20 protein-coding genes and 1 tRNA gene are annotated in these 24,395 nt (G+C 53.2%); 6 read left to right on the forward strand and 15 right to left on the reverse strand.

The features are described from left to right. Positions 1-2: 2 nt before the first annotated feature. From B9Z35_RS11570 to B9Z35_RS11620, 11 genes are all read right to left on the reverse strand, one after another. Positions 3-1,136 carry an enoyl-CoA hydratase/isomerase family protein gene (locus B9Z35_RS11570; RefSeq protein ID WP_108283872.1) on the reverse strand — a complete coding sequence of 378 codons (1,134 nt, stop codon included), beginning with the start codon at positions 1,134-1,136 and terminating at the stop codon, positions 3-5. A 143-nt stretch (positions 1,137-1,279) separates the two neighbouring features. Continuing rightward, positions 1,280-3,097: a translational GTPase TypA gene (typA, locus tag B9Z35_RS11575; protein WP_108283873.1), complete on the reverse strand. Its 1,818-nt coding sequence runs from the start codon at positions 3,095-3,097 to the stop codon at positions 1,280-1,282. Between the two features lie 14 nt (positions 3,098-3,111). Continuing rightward, positions 3,112-4,092 (reverse strand): tRNA pseudouridine(55) synthase TruB, encoded by a 981-nt coding sequence (gene truB / locus B9Z35_RS11580; protein WP_108283874.1) that lies wholly within the window; start codon positions 4,090-4,092, stop codon positions 3,112-3,114. 2 nt (positions 4,093-4,094) lie between these two features. Further along, positions 4,095-4,466, reverse strand: coding sequence for a 30S ribosome-binding factor RbfA (gene rbfA, locus B9Z35_RS11585; protein WP_108283875.1), 372 nt, complete (start codon positions 4,464-4,466; stop codon positions 4,095-4,097). Between the two features lie 19 nt (positions 4,467-4,485). Beyond that, positions 4,486-7,323, reverse strand: coding sequence for a translation initiation factor IF-2 (infB, locus tag B9Z35_RS11590; RefSeq protein WP_108283876.1), 2,838 nt, complete (start codon positions 7,321-7,323; stop codon positions 4,486-4,488). A gap of 24 nt (positions 7,324-7,347) precedes the next feature. Continuing rightward, the gene (gene nusA / locus B9Z35_RS11595; RefSeq protein WP_108283877.1) at positions 7,348-8,832 is read right to left on the reverse strand and encodes a transcription termination factor NusA; all 1,485 of its coding nucleotides are present in this window, start codon (positions 8,830-8,832) and stop codon (positions 7,348-7,350) included. Between the two features lie 28 nt (positions 8,833-8,860). Next, on the reverse strand, positions 8,861-9,421 hold the full coding sequence (gene rimP, locus B9Z35_RS11600; RefSeq protein ID WP_108283878.1) for a ribosome maturation factor RimP: 561 nt from the start codon (positions 9,419-9,421) through the stop codon (positions 8,861-8,863). 136 nt (positions 9,422-9,557) lie between these two features. Next, complete coding sequence (locus B9Z35_RS11605; protein ID WP_108283879.1) at positions 9,558-11,192, reverse strand: ABC transporter ATP-binding protein; 1,635 nt, start codon at positions 11,190-11,192, stop codon at positions 9,558-9,560. Next, positions 11,189-12,250 carry an ABC transporter permease gene (locus B9Z35_RS11610; RefSeq protein WP_108283880.1) on the reverse strand — a complete coding sequence of 354 codons (1,062 nt, stop codon included), beginning with the start codon at positions 12,248-12,250 and terminating at the stop codon, positions 11,189-11,191. The genes B9Z35_RS11605 and B9Z35_RS11610 overlap by 4 nt, the downstream gene beginning before the upstream one ends. Further along, complete coding sequence (locus B9Z35_RS11615) at positions 12,216-13,250, reverse strand: microcin C ABC transporter permease YejB (protein ID WP_108283881.1); 1,035 nt, start codon at positions 13,248-13,250, stop codon at positions 12,216-12,218. Before B9Z35_RS11615 ends, B9Z35_RS11610 begins: the two co-directional genes overlap by 35 nt. Then, positions 13,247-15,109: an extracellular solute-binding protein gene (locus tag B9Z35_RS11620; protein WP_108283882.1), complete on the reverse strand. Its 1,863-nt coding sequence runs from the start codon at positions 15,107-15,109 to the stop codon at positions 13,247-13,249. The genes B9Z35_RS11615 and B9Z35_RS11620 overlap by 4 nt, the downstream gene beginning before the upstream one ends. A 36-nt stretch (positions 15,110-15,145) precedes the next feature. On the opposite strand from B9Z35_RS11620, the gene fabI reads away from it, so the two are divergent. Beyond that, positions 15,146-15,958 (forward strand): enoyl-ACP reductase FabI, encoded by an 813-nt coding sequence (gene fabI / locus B9Z35_RS11625; RefSeq protein WP_108283883.1) that lies wholly within the window; start codon positions 15,146-15,148, stop codon positions 15,956-15,958. A gap of 62 nt (positions 15,959-16,020) precedes the next feature. Further along, entirely contained in the window at positions 16,021-16,878 is an 858-nt protein-coding gene (locus B9Z35_RS11630) for a DNA ligase (RefSeq protein ID WP_108283884.1), read from the forward strand. A 15-nt stretch (positions 16,879-16,893) separates the two neighbouring features. Here B9Z35_RS11630 and B9Z35_RS11635 read toward each other — a convergent pair whose 3' ends face one another. Further along, positions 16,894-19,158, reverse strand: coding sequence for an arginine/lysine/ornithine decarboxylase (locus B9Z35_RS11635; RefSeq protein ID WP_108283885.1), 2,265 nt, complete (start codon positions 19,156-19,158; stop codon positions 16,894-16,896). Between the two features lie 79 nt (positions 19,159-19,237). On the opposite strand from B9Z35_RS11635, the gene B9Z35_RS11640 reads away from it, so the two are divergent. Beyond that, positions 19,238-19,328, forward strand: a tRNA-Ser gene (locus B9Z35_RS11640). Positions 19,329-19,390: 62 nt separating this feature from the next. On the opposite strand, the gene B9Z35_RS11645 is transcribed toward B9Z35_RS11640, so the two are convergent. Together B9Z35_RS11645 and B9Z35_RS11650 are read right to left on the reverse strand one after the other, a co-directional pair. Further along, positions 19,391-19,834: a polymer-forming cytoskeletal protein gene (locus tag B9Z35_RS11645; protein WP_108283886.1), complete on the reverse strand. Its 444-nt coding sequence runs from the start codon at positions 19,832-19,834 to the stop codon at positions 19,391-19,393. 15 nt (positions 19,835-19,849) lie between these two features. Then, the gene (locus B9Z35_RS11650; protein ID WP_108283887.1) at positions 19,850-20,785 is read right to left on the reverse strand and encodes a M23 family metallopeptidase; all 936 of its coding nucleotides are present in this window, start codon (positions 20,783-20,785) and stop codon (positions 19,850-19,852) included. A 187-nt stretch (positions 20,786-20,972) separates the two neighbouring features. Here B9Z35_RS11650 and aat point away from each other — a divergent pair, with 187 nt between their 5' ends. From aat to B9Z35_RS11665, 3 genes are read left to right on the forward strand one after another with little or no spacing between them, the layout of a single operon-like run. Continuing rightward, on the forward strand, positions 20,973-21,734 hold the full coding sequence (aat, locus tag B9Z35_RS11655) for a leucyl/phenylalanyl-tRNA--protein transferase (RefSeq protein WP_108283888.1): 762 nt from the start codon (positions 20,973-20,975) through the stop codon (positions 21,732-21,734). Beyond that, entirely contained in the window at positions 21,731-22,459 is a 729-nt protein-coding gene (locus B9Z35_RS11660) for an arginyltransferase (protein WP_108283889.1), read from the forward strand. The genes aat and B9Z35_RS11660 overlap by 4 nt, the downstream gene beginning before the upstream one ends. 27 nt (positions 22,460-22,486) lie before the next feature. Next, positions 22,487-23,266, forward strand: a complete 780-nt coding sequence (locus tag B9Z35_RS11665; RefSeq protein ID WP_108283890.1) for an IclR family transcriptional regulator — start codon at positions 22,487-22,489, stop codon at positions 23,264-23,266. Between the two features lie 51 nt (positions 23,267-23,317). Here B9Z35_RS11665 and B9Z35_RS11670 read toward each other — a convergent pair whose 3' ends face one another. Next, the gene (locus B9Z35_RS11670; protein WP_233246567.1) at positions 23,318-24,283 is read right to left on the reverse strand and encodes a serine hydrolase; all 966 of its coding nucleotides are present in this window, start codon (positions 24,281-24,283) and stop codon (positions 23,318-23,320) included. Positions 24,284-24,395 lie beyond the last annotated feature (112 nt).

Below are 24,395 nucleotides of genomic sequence, written 5' to 3' on the forward strand. Positions count from 1 at the left end.
GGTTAGCTCAAGTGGCGAAGTGGGTGCGCTGATGCAGGCCAAGGGCTTTCAAAAAACGGCTGCACCATCGCAGGCGTCACCTCAGCAATACATGCTGGCTGCCATTTCGGTGTGTGATCTTTGTCCACCGCCAAAGCGCGAATGCCTTCTACGGTTTCACTGCTCACACCCCTGCGTGAGAGGTGATCGGTCTGGAAGCAATGGCGAACCAGATCACGCTCCATACGCAGATCTTGTGCGAGCGTCATGTGGCGACCACGACGAATTTGCTCAAGCGTGACGCACAGCATCAAAGGTGATTGATGCTGCAAAGCCTTCAAGGTCTGCACCGACCAGTCGTCAGCGCCTTGCAAAGCTTGCTCCATCTCAGCCACCGAGGCTAAGCCAAACACTCGGTCGATAGGCGCGTTATGCCATGCAGGCGTGACAGCCAAGGCCTGTTCAGTTGTGGCTTTACATTGGGCACGCAACCAAGCCACCACAGCGTCACCACTGCCCCAGTCTTGCTGATGCAAACCATCCCACAGTGCAGGCAATGCAGATGAATCCACACACACATCAGCCAAGCCCACTTGAAGAGATTCACCACCACGCAGAACATGGCCGGTGAGCGCTAAAAATTCACCCATGTACTCTGGACATGCAGGACCAGTACAACGACCTAAGAAATAACCACCACCGACATCTGGAAACAAACCAATGTGCGTCTCAGGCATGGCCATCTTGGTTCGCTCGGTCACCACGCGCAGCGCCGCACCTTGGCTGATGCCCATGCCGCCGCCCATGACGATGCCGTCCATCAGGGCGACATAGGGCTTGGCATAGTTTTGAATCAAATGGTTGAGGCTGTATTCCTCGGTGAAGAAGTCTTCCAGCGTCACATCGCCACTCAATGCAGCTTGGTGAAAGTAACGAATGTCACCGCCAGCACAGAACGCACCGAATGGGCCTTCTTTGTTGCTGCCACGCACGACCACCGCCCTCACCTGCGCGTCATCTTGCCACTGTTGCAATACGTGATTGAGTTCGCGCACCATAGCTAATGACAGCGCGTTCAGCGCCTTGGGACGATTGAGAGTGATCAGGCCCAAATGGCCCACACGCTCAGCGTGCACATCGGTGGTGTAAGTGGACATGGTGATTCCTTCTTCAAATACTTATGTGTATTTTCTTCAATTCGATATCGCAGCAAACACCTGAGATGCACCCGCGCGACACCTCTAAAGTCGAGACGTAAAAAAGCCGAGGAAAACCTCGGCTTTTCATGTGAACAAGTGGATTACTTGTTGCGCTTGCGCTCGTGCTCTTTCAAGAAGCGCTTACGCAGACGCACACTCTTAGGCGTGATTTCGACCAACTCGTCGTCTTCGATGAATTCCACACCGTATTCGAGTGTGAGGTCGATTGGAGGTGTGATCTTGATCGCGTCTTCTTTGCCAGACACGCGGAAGTTGGTCAGCTGCTTGGTACGTGTGGCGTTCACCACCAAGTCGTTGTCACGGCTGTGGATACCCACAATCATGCCTTCATAAACGGGGTCGTTCGCCTTGACAAACATACGGCCACGGTCGTCCAACTTGCCCAAAGCGTAGGTGAAGATTTCACCGTCGTCCATGGAGATCAACACACCGTTCTTACGGCCGCCAATGTCACCTTTGTGTGGCTCGTAGCTGTCGAAAATGTTGGAGATCAAGCCGGAACCACGGGTCAAGTTCAAGAACTCGTTGGTGAAACCAATCAAACCACGGGCGGGAATGCGGTATTCCAAGCGCACGCGGCCACGGCCATCGGGTTCCATATTGACGAGTTCGCCTTTGCGCTCGCCCAAAGCTTGCATGACGCCGCCTTGATGGGTTTCTTCGATGTCAGCCGTCACCAATTCGATTGGCTCGTGACGCACACCGTCGATGTCGCGGAACACCACACGTGGCTTAGACACAGCCAATTCGTAGCCTTCGCGGCGCATGTTTTCCAACAAGATGGTCAAGTGCAATTCACCACGACCGGCGACGTCAAATACGCCTTCTTCGTCGGTTTCTTTCACACGCAAAGCCACGTTGTGTTGCAGTTCTTTTTGCAAACGGTCCCACAGCTGACGGCTGGTCACGTACTTGCCTTCACGACCAGCCAAGGGGCTGGTGTTCACGCAGAAGTTCATGGTCAGGGTTGGCTCGTCAATCTTGAGCATTGGCAAAGGTGCTGGGTTGACAGGGTCAGTCACCGTCACACCGATGTTGAGGTCAGCAATACCGTTGATCAACACAATGTCGCCAGGGCCAGCTTCAGTGGCTTGCACACGGTCCAAACCTTGGAACTTCAACACTTGGTTGACGCGGCCTTTGACGGCTGTGCCATCAGGGCCTTCCATGACCATCACGTCCATCATGGGTTTGACAGTACCTTGGCTGATACGACCCACGCCGATACGACCCACGAAGGTGGAGAAGTCGAGCGCAGAAATTTGCAATTGCAACGGTGCAGCAGGGTCACCTTGTTGGGGTGGCACGTGCTTCAACACAGTGTTGAACAAGGCCGACATGTCTGGGCCCCACTGCTCGCCAGGTGCGCCTTCTTCGAGAGAAGTCCAGCCGTTGATACCAGAGGCGTACACCACTGGGAAGTCGAGTTGTTCGTCGGTTGCACCGAGTTTGTCGAACAAGTCAAAAGCGGCGTTCACCACTTTGTCTGGGTTTGCACCAGGCTTGTCCACTTTGTTCACCACAACGATGGGCTTCAAGCCCAAAGCCAAAGCTTTCTTGGTCACGAAACGGGTTTGAGGCATGGGGCCTTCTTGCGCATCGATCAACAAGACCACACCGTCAACCATCGACAAAGCACGTTCTACTTCGCCGCCGAAGTCCGCGTGACCAGGGGTGTCGACGATGTTGATGTGTGTACCTTCCCAGCTCACAGCACAGTTCTTGGCCAGAATCGTGATGCCGCGTTCGCGTTCGATGGCGTTGTTGTCCATCACGGTGTCGACTACTTTTTCGTGGTCGGCGAAGGTGCCAGATTGACGCAGCAATTGGTCGACCATGGTGGTTTTACCGTGGTCAACGTGGGCGATGATGGCGATGTTGCGAATTTGCTTACTCATGCTTCTCTCTTCCTTTATGCCTGCTGAGCCAGCAAAGGCTGGTTGACAGGCGATCTTTCCAAAATTTGTTGAATTTCAAGGGGACTCAACAATCGTCCCGGAATCAGTTCCCCCGCTTTCACATGGGCACTGCCCAGCAAAGCCGGTGGTTGTTCTCCAAACACACACACACGGTCATGGTCAAGCCACTCCCCGCGACGACGCACGCCGCTCAAAAAGCGACCTGCATTTTCCGTATCCAACGTGACTGCCGTGTGATCGGCCAACAAGCTTTGCACAGGCATCAAACGCGCTTCGCGCTGCGGCTCGTCCATCGCTGTCAAGTCTTCCAAAGTCACACAAGCTGACTCTTCAAATGGGCCCGTGGCCACACGACGCAAAGCACTCAAATGACCACCGCAACCCAACGCTTCAGCGATATCTTCGCCAAGCGTGCGGATGTAAGTACCCTTGCTGCAGGTCACGCGCAAGCTCAAAAATGGTTTGTCGCCATCGAGTTGCATGTCGAGCAGCTCTAAATCGTGAATCACCACATGACGTGGCTCGCGCTCGACGGTTTCGCCCGCTCGCGCATATTCGTACAAAGCTTTGCCGTCCTTTTTCAAGGCGCTGTACATGGGTGGCACTTGCGTGATCGGGCCCATGAAACGGTCCAGAACTTCCACCACTTGACCCACGGTACAAGTGACAGGACGCTGTTGAATCACCTCACCTTCGGCATCCGCAGTGCTGGTTTTGAGGCCTAAGCGCACTGTGGTTTCATAGGTTTTGTCAGCATCCAAATGGAGCTGACTGAATTTGGTAGCTGCCCCAAAACACAATGGCAACACGCCTGTGGCCAATGGGTCGAGCGTACCGGTGTGCCCTGCTTTTTCAGCGCGCAGCAGCCATTTGGCTTTTTGCAAAGCGTCATTGCTGGAAAGGCCAATGGGTTTGTCTAGCAGCAGCACCCCGTGTACAGGGCGACGCTGCACCCTGGTACGGGGCGCGTTCATGCTCAATCGTCCTTCGCTTTGGAAGCAACTGCTTTTGCAATCAGCGCATTCATGTCTGACGCATGCTCAGGCGTGCGGTCATACACAAAGTGCAAGGTAGGTACGGTGTGGATGTGCAAGCGCTTGAATAAGCCGTTGCGCAGGAAACCTGCGGCTTGGTTCAAGCCCTCCCCTGTTTTCACAGGGTCGCCATTCAACACACTGAAATGCACTTTGGCATGGGCGTAATCGGGCGTCACTTCCACGCCTTGCAGTGTGACCATGCCCACGCGTGGGTCTTTCAACTCACGCGCGATCAACTCGGCCAGATCGCGTTGGATCTGGTCGGCCACTTGGTAGCTGCGGTTGGGGGTGCTGCTCGGTTTACGTGCCATGCTTCTTGCAACTCACGCTTTACAGCGTACGTGCCACCTCTTTGATCTCGAAGAATTCCAACACATCGCCTTCGACGATGTCGTTGTAGTTCTTGATGGTCAAACCGCACTCGAAGTTTTCTTTCACTTCTTTGGCATCGTCTTTGAAACGCTTCAAGCTGTCGAGTTCGCCAGTGAAGACCACCACGTTGTTGCGCAACAAACGCAACTTCGCATTGCGGCGTACCAAACCGGAGGTGACCATACAACCCGCGATCGCACCAATCTTGCTGACGCGCAGCACTTGGCGAATCTCGGCTGTACCGATGACTTCTTCTTTCTTGTCGGGTGTGAGCATGCCCGACATGGCTGCTTTGAGTTCGTCCACAGCGTCATAAATGATGTTGTAGTAACGAATGTCCACGCCATTGCTCTCGGCCAACTTGCGCGCACCAGCATCAGCACGTGTGTTGAAACCAATGATCACGGCCTTGGACGCGATCGACAAGTTGACATCGCTCTCGCTGATACCGCCCACTGCGGCGTACACCAACTGAACTTTGACTTCTGCGGTCGACAACTTGAGCAACGACGCAGCCAAAGCTTCTTGTGAACCCTGCACGTCGGCCTTGACGATGATGGGCAACAACTTGACTTCGCCAGACGTCATGTCGGAGAACATGTTCTCCAGCTTGGACGCTTGCTGCTTGGCCAACTTGGTGTTGCGCACCTTGCCTGCACGATAGGTCGCAATTTCGCGGGCACGACGCTCGTCGGTCATGACCATAAATTCGTCGCCCGCTTGCGGCACTTCGGTGAGACCTTGAATCTCAACAGGAATCGATGGGCCTGCAGACTTGATCGGCTTGCCGTTCTCGTCCAACATGGCGCGCACGCGGCCATAGGTTTGACCACCCAAGACCACGTCGCCCACATTGAGCGTACCGGACTGAACCAGTACCGTGGCCACAGGACCGCGACCTTTGTCCAAACGCGCTTCGATCACCAAGCCTTTGGCCATGGCGTCGACAGGCGCTTTGAGTTCGAGCACTTCAGCTTGCAAGAGCACTTGCTCCAGCAACTCGTCAATGCCTGCACCGGTTTTGGCAGAGACCTCACAGAACGGTGAATCACCACCGAACTCTTCAGGCACCACTTCTTCAGCCACCAGTTCGCCTTTGACGCGTTCTGGGTTAGCACCGGGTTTGTCAATCTTGTTGACCGCCACCACGATAGGCACACCAGCCGCTTTTGCGTGCTTGATGGCCTCTTTGGTTTGCGGCATCACGCCGTCGTCCGCCGCCACCACCAAGATGACGATGTCGGTGGCTTTCGCACCGCGAGCACGCATGGCCGTGAAGGCCTCGTGACCGGGCGTATCCAAGAAGGAAATCATGCCGCGTGGTGTTTCCACGTGGTAAGCGCCAATGTGTTGGGTAATGCCGCCAGCTTCGCCCGACGCGACTTTGGCGCGACGGATGTAGTCCAGCAAAGAAGTTTTACCGTGGTCCACGTGGCCCATGACTGTGACCACAGGGGCACGCGTGATGGACTCTGCTTGGTGGCCAGATGCTTCTTCTTCGGTAAAGGCTTCTGGATCGTCCAAAGCAGCAATCACCGCCTTGTGACCCATTTCTTCCACCACGATCATCGCTGTGTCTTGGTCCAAAGGCTGGTTGATGGTGGCCATTTGGCCGAGTTTCATCAACTGCTTGATGACTTCAGAGGCTTTGACCGCCATCTTGTGAGCCAATTCGCCCACAGTGATGGTTTCGGGCACGTGCACTTCGAGCACGCGTGCTTCGACCGGGGCTTGTGGAGCGCGGTCATCGTCACGGTCGCGGTCACGGCGGCCTTTGGGGCCTCCACGCCAGCTGTTGCGGCCCACACCACCACTCGCGTCACCGCGTGTTTTGATGGCTTTCTTTTTGGCTTGTTCGTCGGCCCAGCTGGAAGACAGCTTGGCGCTCTTGACTTCTTTGTTGCCAGGCGCTGCTGTACCAGGTGCAGCAGGTGCGCCAGGACGTGCACCAGCACCAGGTGTACCGGCGGGCTTGTGCAATGTGCCTTTGATGGCTTTTTCAGGCGCTGGTTCAGGCTTCTTAGCCACCATTTGCTTTTGAGGCGTGCTCATCATCAAGCGAATGGCTTCGGCTTCGGCCAAAGCTTTGCGACGACGGGCGTCCAAATCCACAGCGCGAGCTGTGTCTTCGTCTGCACGTGCTTTAGAGGCAGCGGCAGCTTCCACACGAGCAGCTTCAGCAGCTTGTGCTTTGACGTCGACCACAGGCTCCGCAGCATCTGCTTTAGCTTCTGAGGCTGCTGTGTCAGAGACCTCAGCGGCTTCGGCTTGCGCCTTGGCTTTAGCGGCTTCAGCCTTGGCTTGATCTTTGGCTTCTTGCTCTTCGCGCAGGCGGCGTTTTTCGGCCAGCTCTTCTTCTTGGCGACGAATCAGCTCAGCTTGGCGGCGCGCTTCTTCTTCACGACGAGCCAATTCAGCGTGGTCGATCAAAGGTGCGGCAGGCGCTTCAACGGTAGCGGGCGCTGGTGCAGCTTGCACCTCAGTCGCCTCATCCTCATCACGCTTGACGAAGGTGCGTTTTTTACGCACTTCAACTTGGATGGTGCGGGCTTTGCCTGTGGCGTCAGCTTGTTTGATCTCGGTGGTCGATTTCTTAACCAAGGTGATTTTCTTGCGCTCAGGAGAAGCCGTGCCATGGCTGGCTTGCAAATGGCTCAAGAGCTTTTGTTTGTCACCTTCGGTCAGCACATCGGCTGCCGAAGATTTTGCGACACCGGCTGCTTTGAGCTGGTCAAGCAGGGTGTCGGTTGGTTTTTTGAGTTCGCTGGCAAACTCGGCTACGGTCGTACTGGTCATCTCTGGTATTCCTCTCCATGACCGTTACTCTTGACCCGTGAACCAATGTTCACGTGCCTTCAAGATCAGGGCTTTGGCATCTTCTTCGCTTTGGCCGGTGATGGCTGTGAGCTCGTCCACGGCCAAATCGGCCAAATCGTCACGGGTGTGTACGCCGCTCTCAGCCAACATGGGCAAGAACTCCGCATTCAATCCTTCGAGGTCGCGCAAATCTTGCGAAACTTCTTCGACGCTCTCTTCGCGTGCAATTTCCATGGTGAGCAGCGCATCCTTGGCACGTGTGCGCAACTCATTGATGGTGTCTTCATCAAAGCTTTCGATTTCCAACATCTCTTGCAATGGCACATACGCCACTTCTTCGAGACTGGTGAAACCTTCTTCAATCAAGATGTCAGCCACTTCTTGGTCCACGTCCAACTTGGCCATGAACAATTCGCGGATGCTGAAAGTTTCGTCAGCTTGTTTCTGAGCAGACTCAGCAGCATCCATGATGTTGATTTTCCAGCCGGTCAATTCAGCTGCCAAACGCACGTTTTGGCCACCGCGACCAATGGCGATGGCGAGGTTTTCTTCGTCCACCACCACATCCATGGCGTGACGCTCTTCGTCCACCACGATGGAGCTCACGTTGGCAGGTGCCAAAGCGCCAATCACAAACTGAGCTGGGTCTTCACTCCACAACACGATGTCCACGCGCTCGCCAGCGAGCTCAGTGGTCACGGCATTCACGCGAGTACCACGCACGCCCACACATGTACCGATAGGGTCCACGCGCTTGTCGTGAGAAATCACAGCGATCTTGGCGCGTGAACCAGCGTCACGGGCGCAAGATTTGATCTCGAGCATGCCTTGTTCGATTTCTGGCACTTCATGGCGGAACAACTCGACCATGAATTCAGGGGCTGAACGAGACAAGATGATGGGAGCGCCGCGCAAAGTGAGGTCTACATCCATGATCATGGCGCGCACACGGTCACCGCTGCGGAAGTTTTCCTTAGGGATCATTTCGCTGCGACGCAGACGGCCTTCAACGCGACCGGATTCAACAATCAAATCGCCCTTGTCCATTCGCTTGACGGTACCCACGAAGATCTTGTCGCCGCGCGACATGAAATCGTTGAGCAACATTTCGCGTTCAGCATCACGGATCTTTTGCAAGATCACTTGCTTGGCAGCCATCGCGCCGATACGGCCGATGGGCAAGGACTCGACGCCCTCTTCGATGTATTCGCCTTCTTCGACGTCGGCCACGCGCTCGCGGGCGTCCATCAACATTTCTTCGGCTTCTGGGTTTTGCAAACCTGCTTCATCAGGCACAACCAACCAACGGCGGAACGTTTCGTACTCGCCAGTGTCGCGGTTCATCGCCACGCGAATGTCCACTTCACCTTCGTACAACTTCTTCGTGGCTTGGGCCAGCGCCAACTCGACGGCGCCAAACACCACATCGCGTTCGACGTTTTTCTCGCGCGAGATTGCCTCGACCAGCATCAACATTTCGCGGTTCATGATCGGTTACTCCTTCTCTTACCTATGTTCAACGGGGCTTTTTGCCCTTGAAATCCACAATCGGAGCCAGACGTGCTTCTCGCAGCTCGTCCAGCGTGAAACCCAGTGCATGCACTGGCATTTCGGCTAATCTTTTGGGGCTCACTTTTTGACCAGGCTTGGCCTTGACTTCATCACGCCACGTGATTTGCCATCCCGCACCATCGTCGGTGCACTCTAAAGTGCCACGGAATTTTTTGCGGGTTGCAGCCACTTGGCCTGCAGCGGCTGCGCCAATGGGAGCCTTGAGCGTGAGGTCCACCTCTTCGCCCACAAAGCGCTCGAAATCAGCTTGGTGACGCAAGGGACGATCAATGCCCGGTGACGACACCTCAAGGCGGGCGTAGTCCGCGCCATCCACTTCAAGTGCAAATTGCAATTGGCGTGTGACGCGCTCGCAATCTTCGACATTGACGGGCTGTACAGGTTCGCCAGCCGTCCAAGGCATATCAATTGTGATGCGCAAGAGACCTCCGGCGGAGCGTTCAATCTCTACCAGGTCGTAACCTAAACCGGTCACTGTTTGTTCTACTGTTTGCTGCAAACTCACGTCGACGAATAGCCTTGATATCAAATGTTCAAAAAACAAACGACCAAAAAAAACGAGCGGTAATTACCCGCCCGTTTGGTCGTGAAGCGCTTATTGTAGCGCCTAAATGCTTGATTATCAAAGGATAAATGCTATTTTAGGCGTCAGCCCCCACCAAAATCTTCGTATAGGGGGCTTGCGGATTGTTCAGCACTTGCTCAAACGTGCCCGCCTCCACCACCTTACCTGCCTGCATGACCATGACATGGTGCGCCATGGCACGGATGACCGAGACATCATGGGTGATGAGCAAATAGCTCAAACCTCGCTCGCGCTGGAGCTTTTGCAAGAGTTGCAGCACTTGAAGCTGGGTGGTGGCATCCAAAGCGCTGGTGGGTTCGTCCAAGACCAAGACCTGCGGCTCTATGACCAAGGCACGGGCAATAGCCAAGCGCTGACGCTGGCCACCCGAAAACTCATGCGGGTAGCGCTGCAGCAAGCCCGGAAACTCAGTTTCGGTCAAACCCACAGCCGCCAAGGTCACCAAAATGCGGCGCAACCTACCCAAATCATCCAGTTGAGGGGCATGCAGCGTCAGCCCTTCAGAGACCAGTTCGCTGACGTTCATGCGAGGTGAAAGCGATGAAAAAGGGTCTTGAAACACCACCTGCACTTTGCGACGCAAAGGCAAGTCTTGGGTAGCCTTGCCTTGCCACGCCACGCCATCAACGGTGAGCGTTCCCTCAGAAGGCATCAGGCCAAGCGCCGCCAAAGCCAAGGTGGTTTTACCCGAGCCCGACTCGCCAATCACGCCAAGGGTTTGCCCCGCACGCAAATCAAAGCTCGCCCCCTCGACGGCGACAAACTTAGCACCTCTGAACCACCCCAACCATCCAGCACGGCGAATGGGATAACTCACCCGCAGAGCTCTTGCCTGCATCACCGTTGGCGCATTGCTTTTAGCTTCGACGACCTCGCGCGGTGGTTGGCTATTGATCAGTTTTTGGGTGTATGGGTGCTCTGGGTAAGTCAACACCACATCCACCGCACCCGATTCGACCACCACGCCTTTTTCCATCACCAACACTTGGTCAGCAAAGTAGCGCACAGTATTCAAATCATGCGTAATGAGTAACACCGCCATGCCGAAGCGTTTTTGCAAGTCGCTGAGCAAATCCAAAATTTGCGCTCGCAAAGACACATCCAACGCCGTGGTCGGCTCATCGGCCACCAACAGGCGGGGTCGGCAAGCCAAAGCCATGGCAATCATCACGCGCTGGCGTTGGCCGCCTGAGAGCTGATGCGGATAAGCACTGGCGCGGCGTACCGGCTCGGGAATACCTGTGAGGTTAAGCAACTCCACGGCCTCGTGCCAAGCCTCTGCCTTGGTCATGCCACGTTTGAGCTCAAGCACCTCGGCAATTTGATCGCCCACCATCATCAAAGGGTTCAAAGCCGTCATGGGCTCTTGAAACACAAAGGCAATGTCTTGGCCGCGAATGTTGACCAACTCACGCTCGCTGAGTTTGACCAAGTCATGCGTATGCGGCGCGTCCGTGGCCTCTGGCGCAAGCGTGTCCGCATCTTGGGCAGTCCACAACACGCGCCCTGACACACGTGCGCCTTCAAGCAGTTTGACAAAGCTCAGCGCGGTCACGCTTTTGCCAGAGCCTGACTCGCCCACCAAAGCGAGCTTTTCGCCAAGGTCTAAGTTGAAGCTGATGCCTTTAACAACATCTTCTGATTGGAAACCAATGCGCAAATCGCGCACCTGAAGCAAAGGCAGTCTCATGAGCGTGCCTTTCTGGGGTCTAGTGCATCGCGCAACGCGTCACCCATGAAAGTGAGCAACATCAAGGTCACGACCAACACGGCAAAGGTGAAAAGAGAAATCCACCACGCATCAATGTTGTTTTTGCCTTGTGCCAACAACTCACCCAAGCTAGGCGTTCCGGGTGGCACGCCCAAGCCTAGAAAATCGAGCGAGGTCAGCGACAAGATGGCCGCGCTCATGCGAAACGGCAAAAAGGTCACCACTGGCGTCAAGCTGTTAGGCAATACATGACGCCACATGATTTGCGCATCGGACAGCCCCAACGCACGAGCAGCACGCACGTAGTCGAGTTGGCGATTACGCAAGAACTCGGCGCGCACATAGTCGGACAGCCCCATCCAGCCGAAGAGGCCCAACAAAATCAAGAGCAAGGTGATGCTCGGGTCGAACACCGCCGAGAAGATGATGAGCAAGTACAGCTCAGGCATGGCGCTCCACACCTCAATGAAACGTTGCATCGCAAGGTCAGTCTTTCCACCAAAAAAACCTTGCAATGCCCCCGTCAAAATGCCTATGACGGTGCCAAACATGGTGAGCGCCAAAGCAAACAACACCGAGATTCGAAAGCCATACAGCAAGCGTGCCAGCACATCACGACCGCGGTCGTCTGTGCCAAACCAGTTTTCCCATGAAGGTGGCGCAGGATTGGGCGTGGCAGCAAAGTAATTGAGCGTGGTGTGGTGGAAAGGAATGGGCGGATACAAGGCCCAGTTACCAGGTTTGTCGAACTGCGACTGAATGAAAGGGTCTAAGAAATCTGTGGGTGTCTCAAAGTCGCCGCCAAACGTTGTCTCAGGTTGGTTGTAAACGATGGGCATGTAAAAACTGCCGTTGTAGCGAGCCAGCAAGGGCTTGTCGTTACACAGCACTTCAGCAAACAAGCTCAAGGCGAAGAAGAACACAAACAACACCAAGCTGTAAAAGCCTAGGCGATTATTCCTAAAGCGCAACCAAGCACGCTGCGTGGGCGACAAAGTGGCTTCAGTCAAATTTGACACGCGGATCCACCCATACATAGCAAAGGTCGCTGATGAGCTTGGTGACCAAGCCAATCAACGTGAACAAATACAAAGTCCCGAGTACCACAGGATAGTCGCGGCGCATGACGCTTTCATAGCTCAGCAGACCCAAACCATCCAATGAGAACAAGGTTTCGATCAACAACGACCCAGTGAAGAACGCACCAATAAAAGCCGCAGGAAAACCTGTGACCAATGGAATGAGTGCATTGCGAAACACATGGTTCCAAATCACACGCCGCTCGGACAAACCTTTGGCGCGTGCGGTGAGCACATATTGCTTGCGAATTTCTTCCAACATGGCGTTTTTGGTGAGCAGCGTGGTCACCGCAAAGGCGCCCAACACACTTGAAGTCACGGGTAGCACGATGTGCCACAAGTAATCGGTGATGCGCGCACCCCATGTGAGCTGCTCCCAGTTGGCCGAGGTCAAACCACGCAGCGGGAACCACTGCAGCTGACCACCAAACACCACCAGCAACGCCACGCCGAGGACAAAGCCAGGAACCGCAAAGCCAATCAAAACCACCAAGCTACTGACCAAATCAAATGTTGAGCCCGCACGCACGGCTTTGGCCACACCTAAAGGAACTGAGATGAGGTAACTCAACAAGAACGTCCACAGGCCCAGACTGATAGAGACTGGCATTTTTTCTTTCACCAACTCCCAAACGGTTTTGGGATAAAAAAAGCTTTTGCCCAAATCGAACACGGCGAACTGCTGAAGCATTTGCAAGAAACGTTCAGTCGGCGGTTTGTCAAAGCCATACTGTTGGCGAATTTCTTCAATGCGTGCAGCGTCTACACCTTGACGACCACGATAGCCCGCACCCGCCACAACAGCGCCCTCGCCTCCGCTGTCGCGGCCTTGCAACTGCGACACCATTTGCTCCACCGGTCCGCCCGGCACAAACTGAATCACCACAAAGGTCATCAGCAACACGCCAAACAAGGTAGGAATCATCAATAACAAACGACGCAGGATGTACGAACTCATGGTGCACGCTCCGATCGTTTGGTTGCGGCCAAAGTGGCACGGTTGTCGATGGTGGCCCACCAAGTGGAGGATGCCCACGTTTCAGGCTGGTAGTAGCGCGGCATGACGGCGGGTAGCTCGAAGCGACCATTGCGCCAAGCCACACGGTGCACAGCGCCGTACCAATGCGGCACGCTGTAGTGGCCATGACGCAGCACACGGTCTAAGGCACGTACAGCGGTGATGAGCTGAGGCCGCGTTTTGGCGGATGTGACGTTTTCTAGCAAAGCATCGACGGCAGGATCTTGAATGCCAATGAAGTTACCAGAACCTTCGGTGGTCGCAGCTTTGGAGCCAAAGCGCTCCATCAGCTCCGTGCCTGGTGACTCGCTGCCCACAATGCGGTTGCTGATGATTTCAAAATCAAACACGTCAAGACGCTTTTGCAAAATCGCAAAGTCAATGATTTTGTGGTTCACCTGAAAGCCAAGCTTCTCTAAATTTTTGCTGTACGGCGTGATGACTCGACCCAATGCGCCTGAGTTATCCAAAAACTCAATGGTGAAGGGCTCGCCCTTGGCGTTGCGCAGAGCGCCATCGCGGTATGTCCACCCCGCCTCGGCCAACAAAGCCTTGGCGCGACGCAAATGGTCGCGCAAGGTATCGCCAGACTTGGGGTCTAAGGAGGTGCGCGGCGGCAAAGGCACGGCATCTTTGAACACATGGGGCGAGAGCTTGTCACGCAACGGTGTGAGCAAGGCCAGCTCCGCCGCATCTGGCATGCCAGTGGCCTCGAAATCACTCGCCACGAAGTAACCTCGCACGCGCTGGTAGGCACCGTAAAAGAGCTGACGGTTCATCCATTCAAAGTCCATCGCCAAGGCGATGGCTTCACGCACACGTGCATCTTTGAATTTAGGCAAACGGGTGTTGAACATGAAGCCCTGAAAGTCTCCCGCATTGCTGTGCTTGAACTCGCTCTTCATCAATTGGCGCGTCGCAAACTGTTTACCCGTGTAGCCCCTCGCCCAATCACGCGCAATGAAAGATTGCACCAAGTCAAATTCGCCGGCCTTGAAGCCTTCAAGCTGCGCGGTGTTGTCTTTGTAGAGGCGATAGGTGATGCGGTCAAAGTTAAACAACCCCTTGCGCACATTCAAATCACGCGCCCAGTAGTTGTTGTCGCGTTCGTAGCTCACATCGCGGCCAAACACCACGCGGCCAATTTTGTAGGGCCCGCTGCCAATGGGCGTGTCAGTGACAATTTTGTCGAACGGTTTGGTTCGACCATCTTCTTCACCCCAGTGCCGACTGAACACTGGCATACCGCCCACGATCAAAGGCAGCTCGGGGTTCACGCGCTTGAAGTCAAAGCGAATGGTGCGAGGATCGACCACCGTGACACCCGAGACCTCGGCATAGAGCGAACGAAACTGCGGCGCCGCTTGCTTGCTGATGAGTTGTTCGAACGAATATTTCACATCCTCTGCCATCACAGCATCGCCGTTGTGAAAGCGGGCTTGTGGACGCAATTTGAAAGTGACTGATCGCCGGTCAGCTGCCACGTTCACATCCTCAGCCAACAGACCATAAGAGGTGGTGGGTTCGTCCATCGTGCCTGTGAGCAAGGATTCAAACACCAAAGCCATCAAGCCGGGCGCCGCATTGCCTTTGAGGGTGAAAGGGTTGTACTTGTCAAAGCTCGACAAACGCGAAGGCGGGACCAGCACGAGCTCACCACCTTTGGGAGCCAGTGGGTTGGCATAGTCGAAGTTTTTAAAGCTAGCTGGATATTTGATATCTCCAAATTGAGCGTACGCGTGCCCCGCCCACGTGGGGCCTGAACAGAAAAACGCCAACAAAATGAGGAAGCTACGCATGCGACAATTCTGCAAGATTTTTTTGGAGAGATTTACATGAGTACAAAAACGGGTTTCCTGTCTGGCAAAAAACTTCTGATCACGGGCGTGCTGTCTAACCGATCGATCGCTTATGGCATCGCCAAAGCTTGTCACGACCAAGGTGCCGAGTTGGCCTTTAGCTACGTGGGCGAACGCTTCAAAGACCGTATCACCGAATTCGCGGCTGACTTCGACTCTAAACTCATTTTCGACTGCGACGTGAGCAGCGACGAACAAATCACCCAAATGTTCAAAGACCTGTCGGCCCACTGGCCTACGTTTGACGGCTTTGTGCACTCCATCGGCTACGCCCCACGCGAAGCCATTGCAGGTGATTTCTTGGAAGGTTTGTCACGCGAAGGTTTTCAAATTGCCCACGACATCAGCGCATACAGCTTCCCAGCGATGGCCAAAGCCGCTCTGCCCTACCTCAACGACAACTCAGCCGTGTTGACCCTGTCGTATTTGGGCGCCATCCGTACCGTGCCCAACTACAACACCATGGGCTTGGCCAAAGCCTCGCTCGAGGCGTCTGTGCGCTACTTGGCCGAATCTTTGGGTGCCAAAGGTCGCAACCTGCGCGCCAACGGCATCAGCGCCGGCCCCATCAAAACCCTGGCTGCCAGCGGCATCAAAGGCTTTGGCAAGATTTTGAGCGTGGTGGCTGAAGCCTCTCCAATTCGCCGCAACGTGACCATCGAAGACGTGGGCAACGTGGCTGCGTTCTTGATGTCCAACTTGGCCGCAGGCGTGACCGCCGAAATCACCTATGTGGACGGCGGATTTAGCCAAGTTGTAGGTGGCATTGCCGAGCCTGTAGCCGAGTAAGCTGGCGCTCCTGGCCACGCGGGTGGCCACAAATGTGGGCTGAATGCCCCAAGGAGACGATCATGCAACGCCGAGATTTGCTATCTCACTTCTCCTTGGGTTGCTTCGGCAGCCTAGCCTCCTTACCTGCACTGGCCACACAGCCGCCCGCGCTGTGGCTGGCCAACCCATATCAAGGGAATGAAGAACTTTCCGACTATTGGGTGAGTGAAAAATTCGATGGCATACGAGGCTACTGGGATGGCCGCCAACTTTTGAGTCGAAGCGGTAAAACACTCAACCCACCCACCTGGTTTGTACAAGCTTGGCCTAAGCAGCCTTTCGAAGGCGAGCTTTGGGCGGGACTCGGCCAGTTTGAGCAAGCGGCTTCTGTCATTCAACAAAAACAAGCGCCGGACAGCTCATGGCGCGCCATGCGATTCATGGTGTTTGACGCCAACACATCCCCTCAAGCGTTCACAGATCGCATCGTGCGCTATCAAAGCCTCGTCAAGCAGATTGGCAAACCTTGGGTTCAAGCTGTGCCGCAAAGCAAAGTGCCATCACATGCAGCATTGAAGGCCATTTTGAGCAAAACCGTGCAAGCCGATGGTGAAGGCTTGGTGCTGCATCGTGGCAGCAGCTTGTACCAAAGTGGGCGCAACTCAGATGTCCTGAAATTCAAATCCCACGAGGATGCGGAAGCCAAGGTGATTGCCCTTGAATCCGGCCAAGGCAAGCACGCCCAACGTCTAGGCGCATTGATGGTCGAAACACCGCAAGGGATGCGCTTCAAACTCGGCACCGGATTCACAGACGCCCAAAGAGAAAACCCACCAGCCGTGGGCCAGTGGGTCACTTATAGCTATCGTGGTTTGACTGACAAAGGCGTGCCGCGCTTTGCCAGTTTTGTACGTATCAGGCCTGCAGTTGAACGCTAAGGCCGGCAGCCAGCGTTAGGCTTTGACGCAATCGGCGTAATAGCGCTTGACGCCATCGTCACCCACCACCTCCACCAAACCGTGGATATCGGTCTCAAAGCCGGGGCACTGCAAGTTGAATTCGCGGGCGAACTTGAGGTAGTCCACGATCTTCTTGTTGAACACTTCACCCGGAATGAGCAACGGAATACCGGGTGGGTATGGCGTGACCAAGCTGGTGGTGATGCGGCCAAGCAAGTCGTCCACAGGCACGCGCTCGGTGTTGCGGTGCGCAATTTGTGCATAGGCATCGCTGGGCTTCATGGCGGGCGTCAGGTCGCTCAGGTACATCTCAGTGGTCAAACGTGCGATGTCGTATTTGGCGTAAAGCGTGTGAACGTGTTGACACAAGTCACGCAAGCCCATGCGCTCGTAAGCGCGATGCTTTTGGCAGAACTCGGGCAAGATGCGCCACATCGGTTGGTTGCGGTCATAGTCGTCTTTGAACTGTTGCAAAGCCGTGAGCAACGAATTCCAACGGCCCTTGGTGATGCCGATGGTGAACATGATGAAGAAGCTGTACAAGCCGGTCTTCTCCACAATCACACCGTGCTCGGCCAAGAACTTGGTCACGATGCTGGCAGGAATACCTGTCTTGTCGAACTTACCGTTCAAATCCAAACCGGGCGTGACGATGGTGGCCTTGATCGGGTCCAACATGTTGAAGCCATCGGCCAAGTTGCCAAAGCCATGCCACTTAGACGACTTGCCCTTGCCTTTGATGATCCAGCTGTCGGCGCGGCCAATGCCGTCTTCCACCAGTTCATCTGGACCCCAGACCTTGAACCACCAGTCTTTGCCGTACTCGTCGTCCACCTTGCGCATCGCGCGGCGGAAATCCAAAGCTTCGGCAATACTTTCTTCCACCAAGGCGGTGCCACCGGGTGGCTCCATCATGGCAGCGGCCACGTCACAACTGGCGATGATGCTGTATTGAGGACTGGTGCTGGTGTGCATCAAATACGCTTCGTTGAACAAGTGACGGTCCAACTTGGTTTTTTGCGAGTCTTGCACCAACACATGGCTGGCTTGGCTGATACCGGCCAACAGCTTGTGAATGGACTGCGTGGCGTACACCACTGAATGCATGGGGCGCTCGCGCTTTTTGCCCATGGCGTGGTAGGTGCCGTAAAAGGGATTGAACGCCGCGTGGGGCAACCAAGCTTCGTCAAAGTGCAAGTTGGCCACATAGCCATCGAGCATGTTCTTGATGGTTTCGGTGTTGTACAACACGCCGTCGTAAGTGGACTGTGTGAGGGTCAACACGCGGGGCTTGACCTTCTTGGCATCCACCCCTTTGAGCAAGGGGTTGGCCTTGATCTTGGCTTGAATGTTGGCGGGCTCAAACTCGCTTTGAGGAATCGGGCCAATGATGCCGTAGTGGTTACGCGTGGGCTTCAAGAACACAGGCACAGCGCCGGTCATGATGATGGAGTGCAACACCGACTTGTGGCAGTTGCGGTCGACCACCACCACATCATCAGGAGCCACGGTGTGGTGCCAAACAATTTTGTTCGAAGTGCTCGTGCCGTTGGTCACGAAGAAGCAATGGTCAGCATTGAAGATACGTGCGGCGTTACGCTCGCTCTCGCCAATCGCGCCGTTGTGATCCAGTAATTGGCCCAACTCTTCCACAGCGTTACACACGTCGGCACGCAGCATGTTTTCACCATAAAACTGGTGGTACATCTGGCCTACTGGGCTCTTCAAGAACGCCACGCCACCCGAGTGACCGGGGCAATGCCACGAGTACGAACCGTCCTCGGCGTAATCCAGCAAAGCTTTGAAGAATGGCGGCTGCACGCTTTCTAAATAACTCTTGGCCTCACGGATGATGTGACGCGCCACGAACTCAGGCGTGTCTTCAAACATATGAATGAAGCCGTGCAACTCGCGCAAGATGTCATTAGGCAAATGACGCGAAGTTTTGGTTTCGCCGTACACATAAATCGGCACGTCGGCATTCTTGCGACGCACCTCTTCAATGAAGGTACGCAGATTCAAAACCGCAGGATCTAGGTCGGGGCCCGGTGTGAACTCTTCATCGTCAATCGACAAAATGAAAGCACTGGCGCGAGACTGTTGTTGCGCGAACTGACTCAGGTCACCGTAGCTCGTTGCGCCCATGACCTCATAGCCCTCACCCTCAATCGCCTCGGCCAATGCACGAATGCCTAAGCCAGAGGTATTTTCAGAACGAAAATCCTCGTCGATGATGACAATGGGAAAGCGAAATTTCATGCGGGTCTCCGAGCGTTTCAAGCTAGAACAAAACAGTAGCGCCGAAGTGTACTCGCCCGCTGTTACAATCTATGGCTTCGGAGCGATGGATGAGTGGTTTAAGTCGCACGCCTGGAAAGCGTGTGTGGGTTAATAGCCCACCGCGGGTTCGAATCCCGCTTGCTCCGCCAAAAAACCAAATAAAAAAGCGCCTAGTAGGCGCTTTTTTATTGTTAATAAGATTGAACAATACTTAGCTACTGCTTTCTTGCGCTTTCTTGATAACGCTCTTTGCATCAGCCGTGCTATTGGCAGCAGCTGAACTGATGGGGTTTTGAATGACCAAGCCCAAGAGACGCGCACCGTGCTCGACGGCAATTGAGCCATACGAAATATCGCCCTGCACCACGGAGTCCTTATGGAACTCAACACGCTCCGCAGCATAGATATTGCCTTCGACCTTGCCAGCAACCATAACGCGATGTGCGGTGATATCTCCAGAGACTTCACCCGTTTTACCAATCGCAACCGTAACCTTGTTGTCTTTAGTGGTTTCAATATTGCCAACAACTTTTCCGTCAATGCGCACACTGTCGAGCAATACCAACCGGCCATAAATTTGTGTTGTTCGGCCAATGATGGTGTCGAAACGCTCCTGTGATGGGGACAGTGATTTGTCTTTAAGTTTTTCAAACATAACGGCCTTTTGTATTTATTGTGCGCTAGCAGTTGTTTGCAGCAACATTTGCGTTGGATTTAAAACGCGATCATTACGCATCACTTCATAGTGAAGATGCGGCCCTGTTGAACGGCCTGTATTGCCCAGCTGCGCAATGGTGTCACCACGCTGCACTTTTTGACCGACCTCAACCAAGCGCTTGCTCAAATGGGCATAACGCGTTGTGAAACCTTCTATATGAGACACCTCGACCACATTGCCATATGAACCATCCCATCCCGAACGAGTCACTGTTCCTGCAGCAGTTGCAATGATTGGCGCACCAACTTCTGCTACAAAATCTAAGCCTTCGTGCATCGCCAGTTGACCTGTGAATGGGTCATTACGAATGCCAAAACCGCTGGTTACACGATAGTCTTTACCCATTGGGATACCAGTAGGCAAAGCATGCAGCCAGCTCAACTGAGCAGACCAATTTTGGGTCAAGTTTTTAACAGCTGCTTGCGTTTGAGTGAATTCATCTTGGGCAATCGAAAATTCTTGAGCTAAATCCTTTGACGACGCGTTTTGAAAGCGAGGTGCAACCCAAGGCCCGCCACGTCCTTCGTCCTTTTTTGTGTATTTGTCTCGTAAATTGACGGGCGTTGCCACTTCCATGAATCGGTTTTTAAGACTTTCAAGTTGGCGAATCTCTTGAACAGTTGTACCCAAAGTCTGACGCAAACTGTCTAAACGCTCACGGTAAACAGCCTCAACTTTTTGCTGTTCGGCTTCTGTTGTGACGCCTCCCATGCTACGAGCCAAACTTGGGCTCATCTCAATGGCAATGCGAAAACCAATAAAGTGCAGCAAAACACCGAAAAGCACCAACACAAACGCAGACACGCACACGCCAACCAGCACCTTTTGTGCTGTGATTGAAATGGTCCGCACAGATGCGGTGGGTCCAGATACCCACATCAATTGCATAGTTTGCTCCGGAAAACTTATCGAGATTGCTGCAAATTTCTTCACAGATAAGAGGAGAATTGTAGGGAATTCTTCCAGTCAGAGCCAGTTAATTTTCAGACGTCATGAATGTTCAATGCCAAAGAATTCTTCTTTCTAGGAAGTTAATCCCAATCAACTCAAAAATCAACTTGTAAGCTTTACTTTGATGAAAAAACAGGCAACTCACATCCCTTGGATTGATGATGCAGCACCCTTACCCCCGCCCGAAACTGCACAAAAAAAAGGCACCGAACTGGCCGGATTGATTGCAGCGGGCGGTGGGCTTTCAGTCAATCGCCTACTAGAAGCCTATGCACAAGGCATATTCCCATGGTTCAGCAAGGAACAGCCAGTACTTTGGTGGTCACCCGATCCAAGAATGGTTCTGAAAACCGATGAATTTAAACTCCACAGGTCATTACGGAAAACTCTGCAAGCATTCGTTGCTAAACCCTACTGCGAAATTAAGATCGATTTTGACTTTGAACAAGTCATTCAACAATGCGCTCAAACTGCACGCAAAGGGCAACCTAGCACATGGATTGTTGACGAGATGATTGAAGCTTACAAGTTACTTTACGCAGCTGGTTTTGCTCACAGCGTGGAGACATGGGTCGATGGGCAGCAAGTCGGTGGACTTTATTGCATTTGCATAGGTGGCGCAATTTTTGGCGAGTCGATGTTTTCTCATCAAACCGACGCATCAAAAATAGCGCTGTGTGCACTGGTAGCAATTTGTCGGGCCAATCAACTGCCTTGGATCGACTGCCAACAAAACACACGGCATTTAGCATCTGTAGGTGCAAAGGAAATTTCTCGCGAGATCTTTTTGCAAAATGTTCGCGAGTACGTCACACAACCAGCTCCCAAATGGGAATTTAATTCCACATATTGGTCAAAAATCTTGCCTTCGAAAATTGCTTCATGACTCATGCTGGTGATTTACCTCTACAAAAGGTGCAGTTTTATGCCACCGCCCCCTACTCATGCAGTTATTTAAAAAATAAAACTGCAAGATCACAAGTCGCTTCACCAAGCCATCTGATTCACAATGATGTCTATTCTGACTTAGTCAAAGAAGGCTTTCGCCGCAGCGGTATGTTTACTTACAGACCGTATTGCGACAGCTGCAACGCCTGCATACCATTGCGTGTCAGCACCCTCTCTTACACACCAACACGTAGTCAGCGCCGTGCTTGGATGCGCCATCAACATTTAAGCGTTCGTGTATTAGATCTCGCCTTTGATCCAGAGCATTACGCCCTCTACCTACGCTATCAAACCATGCGTCATGCAGGTGGTGGCATGGATGAAGATAGCATCGAACAATACTCACAGTTTTTGCTGCAAAGTCGCGTCCATACAAGACTAGTGGAATTTCGTGAACCAACTCAGGATAAGGAATTAGGAACGCTGAAAATGATCTCCATCATTGACGTTCTAAATGATGGGTTGTCTGCTGTTTATACATTTTACGAACCAGAGCCCAACACCAGTTATGGCACATACAACGTGATGTGGCAAATCGAGCAAGCTCGGAAAATGGATATGGCTTATGCCTACTTAGGCTACTGGATAGAAAACAGTCAAAAAATGAATTACAAAGCTGGTTTCAAGCCTAATCAATGCTTGATTGATGGCGAATGGAGGTGATTTTAATTTCACATGATAAAATAGCTTATGCGTAAATCCACTGTACCTGCCACACCAAATATACAAGTTATCGAGCGTATGTTCACGCTCATTGATGTGCTGGCTTCTCGCGAAGAAGCCATTTCGCTCAAAGAAATCAGCGAGCGCACAGGCCTTCACCCGTCCACTACGCACCGTATCTTGAATGACTTAGCCGTTGGACGCTTTGTGGACAGGCCAGAAGCAGGCAGCTACCGATTAGGCATGCGTTTGCTTGAGCTGGGTAATTTGGTCAAAGGCAGGTTAAACGTTCGCGACGTCGCATTCCAACCTATGCGTGAATTACACAAACTCATCCAACAACCAGTGAATTTGAGTGTGCGCCAAGGCGATGAGATCGTGTATGTAGAACGCGCTTTCAGCGAACGCTCTGGCATGCAAGTGGTACGAGCTATCGGCGGGCGAGCACTCCTTCATTTAACATCAGTTGGAAAGCTTTTTTTAGCCATGGATGACGCCCAACGTGTCCGCGCCTACGCAACGCGTACAGGATTAAGCGGTCAGACGCGCAACAGCATTACCCAACTACCCATATTAGAACGTGAACTTTCTAAAGCGCGTCAATATGGCGTTGCCAGAGATAACGAAGAGCTTGAACTTGGTGTGCGTTGCATGGCCTCTGGCATCTACGATGATCAAGGTAAGCTTGTAGCTGGCCTTTCCATTTCGGCCCCCGCCGACCGACTGGATGAAAGTTGGCTTCCAAAATTACAAGCCACGACCCAAATCATTTCACATGCATTGGGTCATAAGAATGAACAACCATAAATAAGAAAGCCAGCTTAAGCTGGCTTTCTTATTGTGCAAAGCTGTCTCTGATTAAGTTTGTGGACGTGTGGCGTGATTCGTCTCAACCCATTTACGAACACGTTCTGCATCACCAATGCGGCTAAGTTTTCCAGCAGAATCTAGGAAGACCATAATTAACTTGCGGCCAGCAACTTTAGCTTGCATGACCAAACATTGGCCCGCTTCCGAGATGTAACCCGTTTTTTGCAAACCAATTTCCCAATTCGGATTCTTTACCAAACGATTAGTTGTGTTGTATTGCAATGTGCGGTTACCCACTTCAACGCTATGACTAGGCGATGTAGACAACTCACGTAATGTTGCGTCATGGTAAGCATTACCCACCAAAGTAGCCAAATCTTTTGCACTTGATTGGTTTTGGCTGGAAAGGCCTGTGGGCTCGATGTAGCGCGTGTCACGCATGCCTAACTGAGCAGCTTTGCCATTCATCAAACCAACAAAGGTAGACATGCCACCTGGGTAGGTACGACCTAAAGCATGTGCAGCACGGTTTTCGCTAGCCATCAGTGCCAAGTGCAATAACTCACCACGCGTCAAAGTCGCACCAACACGCAGACGTGAACTGCTGCCCTTCTCGGTATCCACATCATCTTGTGTGATCGTGATGGACTCATCCATGGGCAACTTGGCCTCACTGATGATGAGACCTGTCATCAACTTGGTGATAGAAGCAATTGGCAAAACGGCTTGATCGTTTTTACTGAGCAAAACTTCGTGAGTATCTTGGTCGATCACATAGGCCACGCTGGACTTCAAATCCAGCATGTCGCTGGTCGCGTGCAAGCCAGCTTTTTGACCAAATGAAGGGATAACAGGCGCCGCCTTAAACGCTTTAGACTGGCGCACATGCGTCTTGATCACAGAAGCCTTGGTTTTTTGAACCGTTGGTTTTTTCTGGTTTGTCGAGGCTTGGACGTGCATGGTGCACAAAGAAGTCAGCAAACCGAGCGAAGTAGCAATCAGCAGTCGTTTCAAGTGGCGTTCCTTAAGCTTGAAAAACACATTAAAGCTAGTCTACCAAGAAAAGTCACGCAAGATCAAGGACTTGCGCGACTTATTTGACAAAATTGATACGATGTATCAGTTT

Origin of the sequence: Limnohabitans sp. Jir61 (genome assembly GCF_003063545.1) — a bacterium.
Taxonomy (GTDB): Bacteria; Pseudomonadota; Gammaproteobacteria; order Burkholderiales; family Burkholderiaceae_C; genus Limnohabitans.